This is a genomic window from Falsiroseomonas sp., assembly GCF_030695085.1.
In the GTDB taxonomy this organism is placed as follows: domain Bacteria; phylum Pseudomonadota; class Alphaproteobacteria; order Acetobacterales; family Acetobacteraceae; genus Falsiroseomonas.
In genome coordinates, this window is sequence record NZ_JAUYTS010000126.1 from 35,947 (window position 1) to 49,517 (window position 13,571).

At 70.8% G+C, this 13,571-nt stretch carries 16 protein-coding genes and 1 tRNA gene; 6 read left to right on the forward strand and 11 right to left on the reverse strand.

The genetic code is table 11. The annotated features are described in order from the left end of the window. Nucleotides 1-56: 56 nt before the first annotated feature. The 3 genes from Q8S40_RS13990 to Q8S40_RS14000 form a co-directional block, all read right to left on the reverse strand. Nucleotides 57-132 (reverse strand) — tRNA-Glu (locus Q8S40_RS13990). Nucleotides 133-173: 41 nt separating this feature from the next. After that, entirely contained in the window at nt 174-377 is a 204-nt protein-coding gene (locus Q8S40_RS13995) for a DUF2256 domain-containing protein (RefSeq protein ID WP_304812975.1), read from the reverse strand. 7 nt (nt 378-384) lie between these two features. Further along, nucleotides 385-627, reverse strand: coding sequence for a DUF6476 family protein (locus Q8S40_RS14000; protein ID WP_304812972.1), 243 nt, complete (start codon nt 625-627; stop codon nt 385-387). On the opposite strand from Q8S40_RS14000, the gene Q8S40_RS14005 reads away from it, so the two are divergent. The 3 genes from Q8S40_RS14005 (at nt 626) to Q8S40_RS14015 (ending at nt 3,589) form a co-directional block, all read left to right on the forward strand. After that, the gene (locus Q8S40_RS14005; RefSeq protein ID WP_305670873.1) at nt 626-1,681 is read left to right on the forward strand and encodes an RluA family pseudouridine synthase; all 1,056 of its coding nucleotides are present in this window, start codon (nt 626-628) and stop codon (nt 1,679-1,681) included. The two genes, Q8S40_RS14000 and Q8S40_RS14005, sit on opposite strands and share 2 nt — an antisense overlap. 271 nt (nt 1,682-1,952) lie before the next feature. Further along, complete coding sequence (gene rpoH / locus Q8S40_RS14010) at nt 1,953-2,837, forward strand: RNA polymerase sigma factor RpoH (RefSeq protein ID WP_304812968.1); 885 nt, start codon at nt 1,953-1,955, stop codon at nt 2,835-2,837. 233 nt (nt 2,838-3,070) lie between these two features. Beyond that, entirely contained in the window at nt 3,071-3,589 is a 519-nt protein-coding gene (locus Q8S40_RS14015; RefSeq protein WP_305670874.1) for a VOC family protein, read from the forward strand. 12 nt (nt 3,590-3,601) lie between these two features. On the opposite strand, the gene Q8S40_RS14020 is transcribed toward Q8S40_RS14015, so the two are convergent. The 5 genes from Q8S40_RS14020 to Q8S40_RS14040 all read right to left on the reverse strand — a co-directional run bounded on the left by Q8S40_RS14020 (nt 3,602) and on the right by Q8S40_RS14040 (nt 8,497). Then, nucleotides 3,602-4,711 (reverse strand): MFS transporter, encoded by a 1,110-nt coding sequence (locus tag Q8S40_RS14020; RefSeq protein WP_305670875.1) that lies wholly within the window; start codon nt 4,709-4,711, stop codon nt 3,602-3,604. Between the two features lie 241 nt (nt 4,712-4,952). Then, on the reverse strand, nt 4,953-5,318 hold the full coding sequence (locus tag Q8S40_RS14025; protein WP_305670876.1) for a cupin domain-containing protein: 366 nt from the start codon (nt 5,316-5,318) through the stop codon (nt 4,953-4,955). Between the two features lie 19 nt (nt 5,319-5,337). Beyond that, on the reverse strand, nt 5,338-6,627 hold the full coding sequence (locus Q8S40_RS14030) for an adenylosuccinate synthase (protein WP_305670877.1): 1,290 nt from the start codon (nt 6,625-6,627) through the stop codon (nt 5,338-5,340). A 5-nt stretch (nt 6,628-6,632) separates the two neighbouring features. Continuing rightward, on the reverse strand, nt 6,633-7,787 hold the full coding sequence (locus tag Q8S40_RS14035) for an ATP phosphoribosyltransferase regulatory subunit (protein WP_305670878.1): 1,155 nt from the start codon (nt 7,785-7,787) through the stop codon (nt 6,633-6,635). Nucleotides 7,788-7,870: 83 nt separating this feature from the next. After that, nucleotides 7,871-8,497, reverse strand: a complete 627-nt coding sequence (locus tag Q8S40_RS14040; RefSeq protein WP_305670879.1) for a protocatechuate 3,4-dioxygenase — start codon at nt 8,495-8,497, stop codon at nt 7,871-7,873. An 85-nt stretch (nt 8,498-8,582) separates the two neighbouring features. Between Q8S40_RS14040 and Q8S40_RS14045 the strand changes: the two genes are divergently transcribed. Continuing rightward, the gene (locus Q8S40_RS14045) at nt 8,583-9,116 is read left to right on the forward strand and encodes a hypothetical protein (RefSeq protein WP_304812950.1); all 534 of its coding nucleotides are present in this window, start codon (nt 8,583-8,585) and stop codon (nt 9,114-9,116) included. Between the two features lie 16 nt (nt 9,117-9,132). Here the strand turns inward: Q8S40_RS14045 and Q8S40_RS14050 are convergent, their stop codons facing one another. Genes Q8S40_RS14050 through Q8S40_RS14060 form a run of 3 tightly spaced genes read right to left on the reverse strand, consistent with a single transcriptional unit; the run spans nt 9,133 to nt 11,633 of the window. Further along, nucleotides 9,133-10,047, reverse strand: coding sequence for an SMP-30/gluconolactonase/LRE family protein (locus Q8S40_RS14050; protein WP_305670880.1), 915 nt, complete (start codon nt 10,045-10,047; stop codon nt 9,133-9,135). A 4-nt stretch (nt 10,048-10,051) separates the two neighbouring features. Next, nucleotides 10,052-10,972, reverse strand: coding sequence for an MBL fold metallo-hydrolase (locus Q8S40_RS14055; RefSeq protein WP_305670881.1), 921 nt, complete (start codon nt 10,970-10,972; stop codon nt 10,052-10,054). 10 nt (nt 10,973-10,982) lie between these two features. Beyond that, on the reverse strand, nt 10,983-11,633 hold the full coding sequence (locus Q8S40_RS14060) for an SDR family NAD(P)-dependent oxidoreductase (RefSeq protein ID WP_305670882.1): 651 nt from the start codon (nt 11,631-11,633) through the stop codon (nt 10,983-10,985). An 85-nt stretch (nt 11,634-11,718) separates the two neighbouring features. On the opposite strand from Q8S40_RS14060, the gene Q8S40_RS14065 reads away from it, so the two are divergent. Both Q8S40_RS14065 and Q8S40_RS14070 read left to right on the forward strand, forming a co-directional pair. Next, nucleotides 11,719-12,651 (forward strand): LysR substrate-binding domain-containing protein, encoded by a 933-nt coding sequence (locus tag Q8S40_RS14065; RefSeq protein WP_305670883.1) that lies wholly within the window; start codon nt 11,719-11,721, stop codon nt 12,649-12,651. A 98-nt stretch (nt 12,652-12,749) separates the two neighbouring features. Further along, nucleotides 12,750-13,568 (forward strand): hypothetical protein, encoded by an 819-nt coding sequence (locus Q8S40_RS14070; protein WP_305670884.1) that lies wholly within the window; start codon nt 12,750-12,752, stop codon nt 13,566-13,568. Nucleotides 13,569-13,571 lie beyond the last annotated feature (3 nt).

Sequence of the window (13,571 nt, forward strand, 5' to 3'; positions counted from 1 at the left end):
TCGGGCAGGTCACTGTCTGTTGCCGAATCTGGTGCCGCGGGCCCTTTCGGGCGGTGTGGCGTCCCCTAGGGGATTCGAACCCCTGTTACCGCCGTGAGAGGGCGGTGTCCTAGGCCTCTAGACGAAGGGGACCCAGACAACCCGCGGCGCCGAAGCAACGCGAGGCGCGCTGATTAGCCGCCCGGCGGCTTGGGATCAACCCGGTCCGCGGCAGATTTTTCAGCCCCGGCCCGGACCGCGTCCCGGCGCCCGCTGCGGCAGGCGTCGGAGCAGTAGCGCACGCTGTCCCAATCCCGCGCCCATTTGCGCCGCCAGGCGAAGGGACGGCCGCAGGCGGCGCAGATCTTCTCCGGCAGATTGGGCTTGCGGTGTGCCATCAGGCCCTCACTCCGCCGCCCGCAATTCCCCGACCACGCGGCCCCGCGCGGCATCCAGCAGCAGCAGGCGTTCCGTGCCATCCGGCCTTGCGACCAGCACGGCAATGCGCCCTTCCGCGCCCGCCACCGAGAGCAGCCGCGTGCCGGCCGGCTGCCCGAGCGAGGCCGGCGGCAGCCGCACCTCCACACTGGCCGCGCCCATGCGCTGGACGAGAACCAAAACCAGGGCCACCGTGCCGAGGACAATCATGACCCCCATCACCCCGACCAGCCATTTGAGCGCCGCCACGCAAACCCCCTTCTCCGACCCCGATGCGGGTCAAACCCTTGAAATCCTGGCCCCGCCGGAGGCCGCGGGCCTGCGCGCCGATCGGTTCCTGACCGATGCGCTGGCCGCCGGGATAGGCGGCCTGTCGCGGTCCCGGGTCAAGGCCCTGATCGAGTCGGGCCAAGCCATGCGCGATGGCGTGCGGGTGCATGACCCGGCGGAGCCGGTGCGCCCCGGTGCCCGCTACACCCTGCACCTGCCGCCGCCGGAGGATGCGGTGCCGCAGCCGCAGGACATCCCGCTGACCATCCTGTTCGAGGACCGGCACCTGATTGTCCTCGACAAGCCCGCCGGCCTGGTGGTCCACCCTGCCCCCGGCAACCGCGACGGCACGCTGGTGAACGCCGTGCTGGCCCACGCGGCGGAGGATCTGACCGGCATCGGCGGCGAAAAGCGGCCCGGCATCGTGCATCGGTTGGACAAGGACACCTCCGGCGTCATGGTGGTGGCGAAATCCGAGCGCGCCCATGCGGCGCTGTCGCTGGCCTTCGCCAACCGGGACCTGGACCGCGAATACCTGGCCCTGGTCTGGGGCCTGCCCAACCCGCTGGAGGGGGAGATCGTGGGCGACATCGGCCGCCACCCGATGGACCGCAAGCGGATGGCGGTGGTCACCCGCAACGGCAAGCATGCGCAAACCCGCTACCGCACGGAACGCGCCTTCGGAACATCCTGCGCCCTGCTGCGCTGCCGCCTGGCCACCGGGCGGACCCACCAGATTCGCGTCCACCTGGCGCATATCGGCCACCCGCTGGTGGGCGACCCGGTTTATTTGCGGCGCATTCCGGCGGCGGCGCGTAACCTTTCCGCCGTCGCGCGCGAAATGCTGACAGGCTTTCCACGCCAGGCGCTGCATGCGGCCACCCTCGGCTTTAACCATCCGGTCACAGGTGCCGCGCTAAGTTTCAGCGCAAACCTGCCGCCGGACATGGCCGCGCTGCTCGCCTGCCTGGATGGAAATGTTACCGGGCGGTAACCGAACGTAAACCTACCTTGCAGGTCGGTTTTTCTTGATCGCCGCTTGAATACGCTCTAAGAATCGTCAGTCAGCTTCGGTCGGGTGCCGCTTCGCGCCCCCAGGCCTCGGGTCAGACCCCGGCGCCAGGAACGCCCCGTCCATCATCACCCCGTCGTGACCGGGGTCGGGATGGAAAGGGAGGGCCCGTCCCACGTTGGCAGAACAGCACAGCCGTCATGGGCCCCGCCGTCACGGGGGGCTCCAGGCGACCGAGGAGGCAGTTCTCACCATGGCTTCCACTTTGTCCATCCCGATGGCCCCCGAAGGCAACCTGTCCCGGTACCTTCAGGACATCCGCAAGTTTCCGATGCTGACGCCGGAGGAGGAGTACAATCTCTCCAAGCGCTGGAAGGATGAGGGCGACGAGCCTTCCGCCCATCGCCTCGTCACGTCCCACCTCCGCCTCGTCGCCAAGATCGCCATGGGCTACCGCGGCTACGGGCTGCCGGTCGGTGAGCTGATCTCCGAGGGCAATGTCGGCATGATGCAGGCCGTCAAGCGCTTCGACCCGGATCGCGGCTTCCGCCTGGCGACCTACGCCATGTGGTGGATCCGTGCCGCCATCCAGGAATACATCCTGCACAGCTGGTCCCTCGTGAAGATGGGGACGACCGCGGCGCAGAAGAAGCTGTTCTTCAACCTCCGCCGGCTGAAGGGCCAGATGGCGGCGCTGGAGGAAGGCGATCTGAAGCCGGAGCAGGTGGAAAAGATCGCCCGCGTCCTGGCCGTGCCGGAAGCCGATGTGGTCTCGATGAACCGCCGCCTCGCCTCGCCCGACAACAGCCTGAACGCCCCCGTTCGCGCCGACAGTGATGGCGAGTGGCAGGATTGGCTGGTCGATGACGGTGAGAGCCAGGAGACGGAGCTTGCCGAGCGGCAGGACATGTCCAACCGCCGCGAGCTGCTGGGTGAGGCGCTGAAGACGCTGAACGATCGGGAACGCCATATCCTGATCGAACGGCGCCTGAAGGATGAGCCGACGACGCTGGAGGAACTCTCCCAGCAGTACAACATCAGCCGCGAACGCGTGCGCCAGATCGAGGTGCGCGCCTTCGAGAAGCTGCAGAAGAGCATGAAGACCCAGATCGTCGAGCGCCGCCTCGGCGTCGTCTGACAGGGTCAAGACCGGCAGCTTCGCAAACGCCCCGTGCCAACCGGTACGGGGCGTTTTCATTGCGCGCCACCGGCAGCCGCACCTCGCCCAAAGCCGGCCGCACGATCCAGGTTGCGCGATGGGGTGACGCCGGGCCGAGGCCCATCATCCGGGGCGATATGGCCCATGCGACAGGCGGATTGGACCCGGGCACCCCGCGGGACCACTCTCAGGCACCAGTAAGGAGCCCCGCCATGTCCCTCACCCTCGAAGGTAAAGCCCCGATTGCCCCCTATGTGATGCCGGCCGGCGCCCGCATCGGCCATGTCCACCTGAAGGTGGCGGAGCTGGAGCGCAGCCTGCGCTTCTGGCGCGACCTGATCGGGCTGGAGGTGCAGCAGCGCATCGGCGACCAGGCGGTGTTTCTCTCGGCCGGCGGCTATCACCACCACATCGCGCTGAATACCTGGGAAAGCGCCGGCGGCAGCCCACCCGCGGCCCGTACCACCGGCCTGTACCACGTGGCGCTGCTGCTGCCGGACCGCCCCGCCCTGGCTCGCGCGCTGCGCCAGCTTGTGCAGGCTGGCTGGCCGCTGGAAGGCGCCAGCGACCATGGCGTGTCGGAGGCGCTGTATCTGCGCGACCCGGATGGCAATGGCGTGGAGCTGTATCGCGACCGTCCTCAGGCCGAATGGCCGCGCGGGGCCGATGGCGCGCTGACGATGTGCACCAAACGGCTGGATTTGAAGGCGCTGCTGGCCGAGGCGGTCTGACCAGCACCCAGCCTATCGGCGCAGCGCCGCCAGGGACGCCACGGTCAGCAACGCCGCGGCGCCGATATACAGCCAAACCGCCGGCACCAGCGGCAGCAGCACCCCGGCCACCAGCGGCCCGACACCGGCGCCGATATCCCGCCAGGTGGCCAGCCGTGCCAGCGCCGCCACGCGGTCCTGCGGCGCGGCCCTGGCGGCGGCGACCGGTGCCGGCAGCGGCTGCAGCAGCCCACGCAGCCCGACCACCAGCAGGCTGCCGACCCAGAGCCACCCCACCCCGATCACGGCAAGCCCCGCGGCCGAAGCAAGCGAGACCAGCAGCAGCAGCCGCGCCGCCCCCAGGCGTTCCGCCAGCCGCCCGGCCGGCGCTCCCAGCACCACCTCCGCCAGATAGCGCGCGGACAGCGCCGCACCGGCCGCCAGCGCAGCACCCTGCGGCAGGGCGGCGGCGGCGAGGAAGGCCAGGCCGAGCACGAACAGCCCATCCAGCGTCAGCCCCTGCACGAAGGACCAGACATCCAGCGGCTTCGGCAGCGCGAAGCGTGGGCCGGCGGCGCGCAGCCGCGGCCCCTCCCCGCCCGGCAGGCGCCAGGCGAAGGGCAGTGCGGCCAGCGACAGCAGGCCGAGGCCGAGGAACACCACCTGCGGCCCCGCCACCTCGGCCACCACCGCGCCGGCCAGCAGGCCGAGCATCGGCCCGGTGGAGATGATGGCGCGGGATACGCCGCTTCGGCGCGCGGCGCCGGAAGCCTCGGCCGTCGCCAGCGCCTGGGTGGCGATGTTCATCGCAGCGAAGGACAGGCCCCAGATCAGCCGTGCCGGCAGCAGCCACCAGACCCCCGGCAGCACGGCATAGCCGCCGGTGGCGCAGGCAGCGCCCAGCACCGCCAGCAGGCAGGCATTGCGTGGCCCGGACCGTTCATAAAATCGCGCAACCCAGCCATAGCCGATGATCCGCACCAGACGGTTCGCCGCCAGCAGCAGCCCGGCCTCCGCCAGCGTCACCCCGAAGGCGGCGGCATGCAGCGGCAGCAGCAGGTACAGCACCGCATCGCCCGGCAGCGTCAGGCCGAGCACGATGGAGGCGTCGCGGGATGCGCGGTCGGCCTCGGGGCGCGTCATGGCGAGGGCGGCGTCCTGGGCGCACGCCCTGGCGGCCGGCTGGCCGCGCGCGAGGTGAGGTCTTCGGCATGGCGGTCGTGGAGCGTCGGCATGGCGGGAGCCTGCCAGCGTGACGGTCTCGTGACAACCGGATGTCTAGATGAATTAGGCGGCGAGATTCAGCTGGTCGCCCGTCCTGGGGCGACGCCTCACCCCTACCCTCTCCACCGGCCGGGTGGAGAGGGAGGAGCAAGCGACCGCGTCAGCCGAAGCCCTTGCCCTGCTTGCGATAGGCCTCGCGCGGCGGGGCGAAGATGTCCAGCACCCGGCAGCCTTCCGGCCCCGCCTTCATGGTGTGCGGCACGCCGCCCGGGGTGCGCCAGAAATCGCCCTTCTTGACGCTGATTTCCTCGCCACCCTGGATGCGGATTGCGCTGCCCTCGATCAGCACGCCCCATTGCTCCTCCGGATGGTCGTGCATCGTGCCCATGGCGTTGGGGGCGATGCTGACGATGGAGAGCATGGCGTGCTCCCCCGGGAAGATCCGGGTGGTGACGCCGGGCGCGAGTTCGCGGGCCAGGCCCTGCGTCTCGTCATCCAGATTGTGGAATTCCTCGGCCTGGCTCATCGCTGGGTCCCTTTCCGTCTCAGCCCGCGAACGGGTCGCGCAGCATGATGGTGTCGTCGCGGTCCGGGCTGGTGGAGAGCAGCACCACCGGCGCCTCCACCAGTTCCTCGATCCGGCGGACATACTTCACCGCCTCGGCCGGCAATTCGGCATAGCTGCGGGCGCCGCGGGTGGAGCCGGGCCAGCCGGTCATCACCTCATAGACCGGCTTCGCCTTTTCCTGCGCCGCGATCGAGGCCGGCAGGCGGTTCAGCACCTGGCCATCCACCTCGTAGCCGGTGCAGATGCGGAGCTCCTTCATGCCGTCCAGCACGTCGAGCTTGGTCAGCACCAGGCCCTCCACGCCGCCGACCTTCACCGCCTGGCGCACCATGCAGGCATCGAACCAGCCGCATCGGCGCGGCCGGCCGGTGACGGTGCCGAATTCATGGCCGCGCTCGCCCAGCAGACGCCCGGTCTCGTCCTTCAGCTCCGTCGGGAAGGGGCCCGAGCCGACGCGGGTGGTGTAGGCTTTGGCGATGCCGAGCACATAGCCGATCTGCTTCGGCCCGACGCCCGAACCCGCCGCCGCATTGCCCGCCACGGTGTTGGAGGAAGTGACATAGGGGTAGGTGCCGTGGTCCACATCCAGCATCACCGCCTGCGCGCCCTCGAACAGCACGCGCTTGCCGGTGTGGTGCGCCTCGTCCAGCAACTGCCAGACCGGCTCGGAGAAGGGCAGCAGAAGCGGCGCCAGTTCCAGCAGCCGGTCGAGCAGCACCTGCTTCTCGAAGACCGGCGCGCCGAGGCCCTTCAGCAGCGTGTTGTGGTGCAGCAGCAGCTCATCCAGCTTGTGCGACAGCACCTCCGGCTCCGCCAGGTCGGACAGGCGGATGGCGCGGCGCGCCACCTTGTCCTCATAGGCCGGGCCGATGCCGCGACCCGTGGTACCAATCGCGGACGCACCGCGCGCCACTTCGCGCGCCTTGTCCAGCGCGGGGTGCAGCGGCAGGATCAGCGGCACATTCTCCGCGATCCGCAGATTTTCCGGCCCGACCTTCAGGCCCTGCGCGTTGACCTTGGCGATCTCGGACAGCAGGTGTTCCGGGTCCAGCACCACGCCATTGCCGATGACGCCGAGCTTGCCACGCACCACGCCCGAGGGCAGCAGCGACAGCTTGTAGACCTGGTTGCCCACCACCAGCGTATGGCCGGCATTATGGCCGCCCTGGAACCGCACGACGATGTCGGCGCGGCTGGCGAGCCAGTCCACAACCTTCCCCTTGCCCTCGTCGCCCCATTGGGCGCCGATGACGGCGACATTGGCCATCGCGACTACTCCTGAACCGGGTGCTGCACGGGGCGCGCGGCCCCGCTGGCGTCCATCACATGGGTGCAGCGCAGGGATTGCGCCGTATCGGTCGGGGCGAGCTGCGCCACCGTGGCATAGCCCTGCGCCCGCAAGGCCGCAGCCTGCCCGGCCTGCGCCAAGCGCGGCAGAAACACGCGCAGACGCGGTGCCGCGGGCGGCACGGCGCGCAGCACGGCATCCGGGTAGAGCGTCATGCCGGTGGCCGGCTCCTCCCCCGAAAGATAGCGGCCGCCGCGTGCCAGCTCCCCGGTGCGGCCGGCGCCGAAGATCGTGAAGGCGACGCCGGTGTGGTAGTGCAGGCCGCGGAATTCCAGCGGATCCAGCGTGATCCGCAGCGCCGGCGCCAGTTCCCGGATCGCCGCGACCACGGCGGCGGCGTGGTCCGCGATCTGGCGCGCGGCCGGGGGCAGCGCCTCCGCCTCCAGCACCGCCAGCGCGGCATCGGCCGGCCCGGCGGCGGCCAGCAGGGCGGGCAGCAGCAGCGCGGCACCGCCGGATTGCGCGGCGTATTCGGCCACCGCCGCGGCGTCCTTGCGATCCAGCGCGCGGGCCAGCTTGCGGCGCGCGTCACCCTGCACCCCGGCCTCATCCAGAAGCGCCGGGGCAAGCCGCGGCAGGGTGATGTCGAGCGAGGCGTCGAGGATGCCGACGGCGGCCAGCGCCTCCGCCGCCACGGCGGCCACTTCGGCATCCGCCGCGGCGCTTTCCGGCCCGATCAGCTCGATCCCGGCCTGGGGAATCTGCCGCGCGGGGGCCAGTTGCGTGCCCTGCACGCGCAGCACCTGCCCGGCATAGCTCAGCCGCAGCGGGCGCGGCACGCGGGCCAGGCGGGTGGCGGCGATGCGGGCGACCTGCGGCGTGGTATCCGCGCGCAGCCCCATCATGCGATGGCTGACCGGGTCCATCAGGCGGAAGGTCTGTTCCGCCACGGCGGCGCCGGAGCCAGCCAGCAGGCTGTCCTCGAATTCCAGCAGCGGCGGCTTCACCCGCTCATAGCCATGCAGGGCAAAGGTCTCGGCCAGCACCTCGACAAGCATCGCCTCCCGCTCCGCCTCGGGCGGCAGGACGTCGGACAGGCCAGCGGGCAGCAAAGCGGGGTTCGGAGGATCGTCGGTCATTTTTAGGTTCAGCGCCGCGGAAAGGCGGCGCGTGTGTGGCAGGGGGGCGGCCCCTCCGCAACCCCCAGCACCCAGACCGGTGCCTAGGCCAGGATGATATCGAAGGCGGCGCGCTGGCCCTCATCCGTGGCGGAAAGCCGCGCCAGCAGCAGCGCGCGACGATCTTCCGCCACGCGCCGCAGCAGCCCGTCCCGCGCATTCAGCAGCTCATCCGGAAAATACACCTGCGTGGTCAGCGGTGGGCCACCGGCGGGGGGATGCGCGCGCAGATGGATATGCGGCGTGCGGCCAGGGTATTCGCCGGGGCGGATGGTGCGGAAGGCGTAGCGGCCCTGGGCATCGGCGCGGGTGCGGCCATAGCCCTGGAACCCGGCATCGCGCTGCGCCAGGCGCCCATCGCGCGGGTGCAGGTAGATGCCGGCATGATCGGCCTGCCAGATCTCCACCATGGCGCCGGGCAGCGCCGCGCCATCCAGGTTGCGCACCAGCCCCACCAGCAGCAGCGGCCGCCCCCGCGCCACCTGGCCCAGCCCGGCGACGCGACGCAGATCGGCATCCGCATCGGCCGGGATGGCGTGGGGGTAGTAGGGGCCTTCCATCTGCGCCGGCGTGCCGAAGGCAGATTGGGCCTGGGTGCGGCCGGGCAGCAGCAAGGCGGGCGCGGCCAGGATCAGGCCACGACGCGGCAGGGCGGGCAGGTGCAGGGTCATGGCCCAGGATTCCCGCATCCACGCGCGCTGGTCACGTGACGAAGCGTGACTTGCCGTGACGCTGGCGGCCCACCAGTTCCGATCCATGCGCCTTGCCCTTCTGCCCCTGTTGTTCGCCACCGCCTGCGCCGACCCTGCGGCACAGCATCTGGGTGGCTTCGGAGACCCGGTGCGCGGCGCTGCGCTATCGGCCCCCTGGTGGCTGGCCGATACCTCCCGCCTCGCCGGCAACCCCGCCCAGGCCGCCCGCGCGGCCGTGCAGCTGGAGGTGGTGGCCGATGCCCTGCGGCAGGATCCGCGCTACCGGCATGAGGCTTCCGGCCCCGCCCTCCATGCGACCCGGCTGGGCGTGGCGGAGCTGCGCCAGGCGATCGGCATCGCGCCCGAGGCGCCGCCGGCCGCCGTCATCGCCGCGCTGCGCGATGCCGCCGTGGCGCTGGACCAGGGCCGCCCCGCGCGTGCGGAGGCGGCGTTGAGCGGGCCGGATTTCCCGCTCGGCCCACAGGCCACGCTGGCCCGGCTCGCCACCCTGCCCCGCCTGCCGCGCGTCTCGGAGGCGGCGGCGGCGGCCTATGGCGAAATCCGGCGGCTGGATGGCGGCGGCCGCAGCCGCGGCTGACACGGCGGCGGCGCCCTCAGGCGAGGCGGATGCGGGCCAGCACCGCCTCCCCCTGCCCGCCCGAGGTCAGGCCGCCGGTACCCAGCGCATACAGGCCGCGCCCATCCGGCGTCAGCGCCACGGCCGTGCTGCCCTCCACGCCCGGCGCCGGGATGGTCTCGGGCGCCGTGGCACCGGGTGACAGGCGCGCCAGGTCGGTTGCATGGGTGGCGGCAAAGACGGTGCCATCGGGCGCGACGGCGAAATCATCGACGCCGCCGGTCATCTGCGCCACCACCTCCGGCACGCCGGCCGCCGCGCCACCCTCCAGGCGCACCCGCAGCAATTGCCGGGTCGCGGAGTTGGAGACCAGCAAGGCATCGCCCTGCATCTTCAGACCGTTCACGCCCGGGCCGCCGCGCCCGGCCACCGGGGCCAGCAGCGGGTGGTCGAACCAGGGCGCCACCGTGCCCGCCGCAATGCCGATCGCCCAGATTCGCCCCAGCGCGCTGTCCGCCAGCAGCAGGCGGCCCGGTGCCAGCAGCACCCCGCCATTGGGAAAGACCGCCTCCGGCAGGGCTATGTGGCCCTGGACGCTGCCATCCGCCGCCAGCAGCAGCACCGCGCCGCTGCCACGCAGCACCGCAGGCCCGCCGAGGAAGGACGCGCCATGCACCGCCAGCGCCTGCCGCCCATCATCCAGCGCGGTCAGGCTGACCGGATGCGCCGGCACCTCCGCCCACAGCGCCGCGCCCTGGCCCTCCGACCAGGATTCGAGGCGGCGCGCGAAGTAGTTGGTGAACAGCACCCGCCCATCCGGCATCACCACCAGATTCTCCAGGAAGGTGCCGTGCAGGAAGCGGGCGAGGATCTCTGGCGCGGGTTGCGCCTGCACGGGCCGGGCCAGCAGCGAGGCGGGCGCCAGGGCCAGGAAAAGGCGTCGCTGCATCATGCGTTCAGCCTCCGGTGATCTCGCGCGCCAGGGCGGCGGCGTTCAGCTCGATCAGGTTGGGTTGCGGCGCCACACGGGGGAAACCCGGGTAGCGGGCCTCCATCGCCGCGCGGATGCGCTGCGCGGCGGCGGGGGAGAGTGGCGTGGCGGTGGCGAGTTCGTCGCGCACCAGCCCCTCCATCGCGCGCAGATAGGCAATCTGCTCACGGATCAGCACGCCGGCCGGCGCCGCGGCGCCATGGCCAGGCAGTGCGGTGCCGACGCCCGCATAGCGCGGCAGCGCCTGTTCCAGCTGCGCGATCCACTCCAGCGTATGGCCATCCAGCAGCCAGGGCGTCGCGCGATTGCCGCAGAGATCCGCGGTCACCAGCACATCATTCGCCTCGGAATACAGCAGCGTCATGCCGCTGGCCTCGCCGCGGCCGAGCTGGTCGACGCGCCATTCGGCGCCGGCCAGGGTGATGCGCTCATCCGGGCGCAGCACGCGGGTCGGCACCGGCAGGCGGTCCGGCACGCGGCCGGGGAAGAAGCCCTGCATCATGCCGATCAGCTCCTGCCCGCTGCGCGCGATCCAGTCGCGCGTCACCTCGCCAGCCAGGATCGGCGCCTCGGGGAAGGCGCGGTGCAGCACCTCGAGGCCCGTCACATGGTCGGCGTGTTCGTGCGACAGGAAGATCGCCTCCACCGGCAGGCCGGTGCCGCGCGCATGGGCCACCACCTGCGCCGCCTCCACCGTCGTGCGCTGGCAATCGACGATGACGAGGGAGCGCGGCCCGATCAGCAGGAAGGAATTGACCGAACCCTCGCCGGGCCGGTCGTATTTCGCCACCTCCAGCCCCGCGCCGGGCGTGTAGGCCTGCGCGCGCGCCAGCGTCAGGACGGAGAGTGCGCCGGTTGCGAGCGCAAGTTTGCGACGTGTGAACATGATGGCCTCCTCAGCCCTGGAAGATGATCTCGGCGCGGAAGGCGCCGGGCGGGTCCTGGTGCAGCGACCAGAAGGCCTCCGCGATGCGCGCCGGGTGGAAGGCGATGCCGGGGGGGGCGGTGCCGGGGGCGATCATGCCGGCCACGGTGACGGTGCCGGCATGGATGCCGGCTGGCGCCAGTTCCGCATGCAGCGTCTGCGCCAGGCTGCGCAGCCCGGCCTTGCCGATGGCGAGCGAGGCCGCCGGCAGCCAGCCCGTGGGATCCAGCGCCAGCCCGCCGCCGGTGAACAGGATGGAACCGCGCCCGGCCGTGCGCATGCCGGGCAGCACGGCCTGGGCCGCCGCCAGCGCGCCGCCCACATTCACCGCGAAATCCGCCGCGAGTTCCGCGACCGGCAGCGCGGAGGGGCCGGGCGCGGCCATGGTGGCGCGATAGGCGTTGCAGATCAGCACATCGACCGGCGCATCCAGCGCGGCGGTCAGGGAGCCCGGATCGGCGGCATCGGCGGCGCGCAATTCGATGCCGCTGGCCGCATGGCGGGCCGGGTCGCGCGCCAAGCCTACCACACGGTAGCCGCCGCTGGCGAAGCGGGTGGCGAGGGCGGCGCCAAGCCCAGGCCCGTAGCCGAGGATGGCGCAGAAAGGCGGGGTGTTGCTCATGCGGATGCCCTGCAGGATCTTGTTGTCGATCGGGCATGTTTGCGGGCAAAGGCGATGAACAATCCAAGCTCCGGTGGATATCCACATGAGCCAGATTCATAGCGCCGGGCTGGACCTCAACCTGCTGAAGATCTTCGACGCCGTGATGGAAACGCGCAGCGCATCCCGCGCCGCGGCGCGTCTCGGCATCGGGCAATCCGCCGTCAGCCACGGCCTGGCGCGGCTGCGCACGGCGACCGGCGATGCGCTGTTCGTCCGCAGCGCCACCGGGCTGGAGCCGACCGCCCGCGCCCAGCGCCTGGCGGAGCCGGTGCGGGAGGCGCTGCTGCTGGCGACCCGCGCCCTGCGGCCCGCGGCCGAGGCAGCGTTCGACCCGGCTGGCCGCCGCACCGAATTCCGCATCGGCGCCGGCGACTACGCCGCCGCGGTGCTGCTGCGCGGTCTCGCCGCGGAAATCGCCGTCACGGGCTGGGACATCGGCCTCGCGGTACGGCCGGTGGATCGGCGCAGCGCGCCGGATCTGCTGGATGCCGGTGAGATCGACCTCGCGCTCGGCATGCTATCGCCACCGCGCCGCTGGCAGGAACGCCAGGCGTTGTTCGAGGAAGGCCATGCCTGCCTGTTCGACGGCGCGCGGCTTGGACTATCGGCCCCGATCACGCTGGAGGATTTCACGCGGCTGCCGCACATCCTGCCCAGCCTGCACGCGGAATTCTCGAGCTTCGTCGATACGGCACTCGAGGCGCAGGGGCTGCGGCGGCGGAGCATCCTGGCCACCGCGCATTTCCTCGGCATTCCGCTGTTGCTGAAATCCGTCCCGGCCATCGCCACGCTGCCGCTGCGCCTTTCGCGGCTATGTGCCAATGCGGCGGCGCTGACCGTGAGCCCCCTGCCCTTCGAGGCGCCGCGCTTCGAGGTCAGCATGCTGTGGCACAAGCGCGACACGCCGGTGCCGGCGCAGCAATGGCTGCGAGAGCGACTGGCGGCGCATAATGCCGCGCAGCACGCCTTCGCGTAGCGCCGCTCCGGCGACCCGGATGTCGCGGCATCATGCCGGATTGCCATTTCCCAAAGCTATCGCGAAGATGATACGGCGCAGCAAAGAGGGAAAAACGCGTGGCCCAGACCGTTACCATGGTAATACGCGACCCGGTCACCGACGAGGTCGACTACAGCTTTACCGAGGTGCCAGGCATCTACGGCTCCTACTTAGCCAGCTACGTTGCCACCGCAACCGACTACGATCTGACCGGCGCGTATCCCTGGGCAAGCTACACGGTGGAACGTGGACCAGGCGGCAACAGTTACTCGATCATCAACCGGGTCGTCGCAGTGATGGATGACGGCAGCACGGTTCAGCGGGACTTCGGCTACTTTTACGCATTGGGCAACACGCCAAGGCACTACTACGACACCTTCACGGCGACGGACAGCCTCGGCCGGTTGGACTCCGTGACGGTGATTTTCCAGAGCACCATACCGAGTTACGGCCACACCACCAATTTCAGCTACAAGGCACTGGATTACGACACGGCGACAGGGAGGCTGAACTATAGCTACACCACCTTCCGGGATGGCCATACGGAGGCGATCCAATATGACGCCGCAACCGGCAACAAGGACTACGCGGTTGCCACCTACCTCTATCTGCCGACAGCCAGAGAGGAGCTTCGCGCGCTGTATGACGGCCGCGTGGTGGCGGAGGATTTTGACGCAACGACCGGGCTGCTCGACTATGCCTACATCATCTGGCCGGACGGCCGCACGCTCTCCCAGGACTACGACGCGCAGGGCCGGCTGGACTACGCCATCGAACGCTTCGCCGATGGGCGCATGATCGTCACCGACTATGACCTGGCCGGCACCCAGCCCGGGGACTCCTACAGCATCGCCTATGACGCAGCCGGCCTCATCGCAGGCACCACGGTGCTGTAGCGG

Coding starts and splice junctions, on each gene's coding strand:
- Q8S40_RS13995 (WP_304812975.1), bottom strand. CDS start 377: ATGGCACACCGCAAGCCCAATCTGCCGGAGAAGATCTGCGCCGCCTGC.
- Q8S40_RS14005 (WP_305670873.1), top strand. CDS start 626: ATGACCCCCATCACCCCGACCAGCCATTTGAGCGCCGCCACGCAAACC.
- Q8S40_RS14000 (WP_304812972.1), bottom strand. CDS start 627: ATGATTGTCCTCGGCACGGTGGCCCTGGTTTTGGTTCTCGTCCAGCGC.
- rpoH (WP_304812968.1), top strand. CDS start 1,953: ATGGCTTCCACTTTGTCCATCCCGATGGCCCCCGAAGGCAACCTGTCC.
- Q8S40_RS14015 (WP_305670874.1), top strand. CDS start 3,071: ATGTCCCTCACCCTCGAAGGTAAAGCCCCGATTGCCCCCTATGTGATG.
- Q8S40_RS14020 (WP_305670875.1), bottom strand. CDS start 4,711: ATGACGCGCCCCGAGGCCGACCGCGCATCCCGCGACGCCTCCATCGTG.
- Q8S40_RS14025 (WP_305670876.1), bottom strand. CDS start 5,318: ATGAGCCAGGCCGAGGAATTCCACAATCTGGATGACGAGACGCAGGGC.
- Q8S40_RS14030 (WP_305670877.1), bottom strand. CDS start 6,627: ATGGCCAATGTCGCCGTCATCGGCGCCCAATGGGGCGACGAGGGCAAG.
- Q8S40_RS14035 (WP_305670878.1), bottom strand. CDS start 7,787: ATGACCGACGATCCTCCGAACCCCGCTTTGCTGCCCGCTGGCCTGTCC.
- Q8S40_RS14040 (WP_305670879.1), bottom strand. CDS start 8,497: ATGACCCTGCACCTGCCCGCCCTGCCGCGTCGTGGCCTGATCCTGGCC.
- Q8S40_RS14045 (WP_304812950.1), top strand. CDS start 8,583: ATGCGCCTTGCCCTTCTGCCCCTGTTGTTCGCCACCGCCTGCGCCGAC.
- Q8S40_RS14050 (WP_305670880.1), bottom strand. CDS start 10,047: ATGATGCAGCGACGCCTTTTCCTGGCCCTGGCGCCCGCCTCGCTGCTG.
- Q8S40_RS14055 (WP_305670881.1), bottom strand. CDS start 10,972: ATGTTCACACGTCGCAAACTTGCGCTCGCAACCGGCGCACTCTCCGTC.
- Q8S40_RS14060 (WP_305670882.1), bottom strand. CDS start 11,633: ATGAGCAACACCCCGCCTTTCTGCGCCATCCTCGGCTACGGGCCTGGG.
- Q8S40_RS14065 (WP_305670883.1), top strand. CDS start 11,719: ATGAGCCAGATTCATAGCGCCGGGCTGGACCTCAACCTGCTGAAGATC.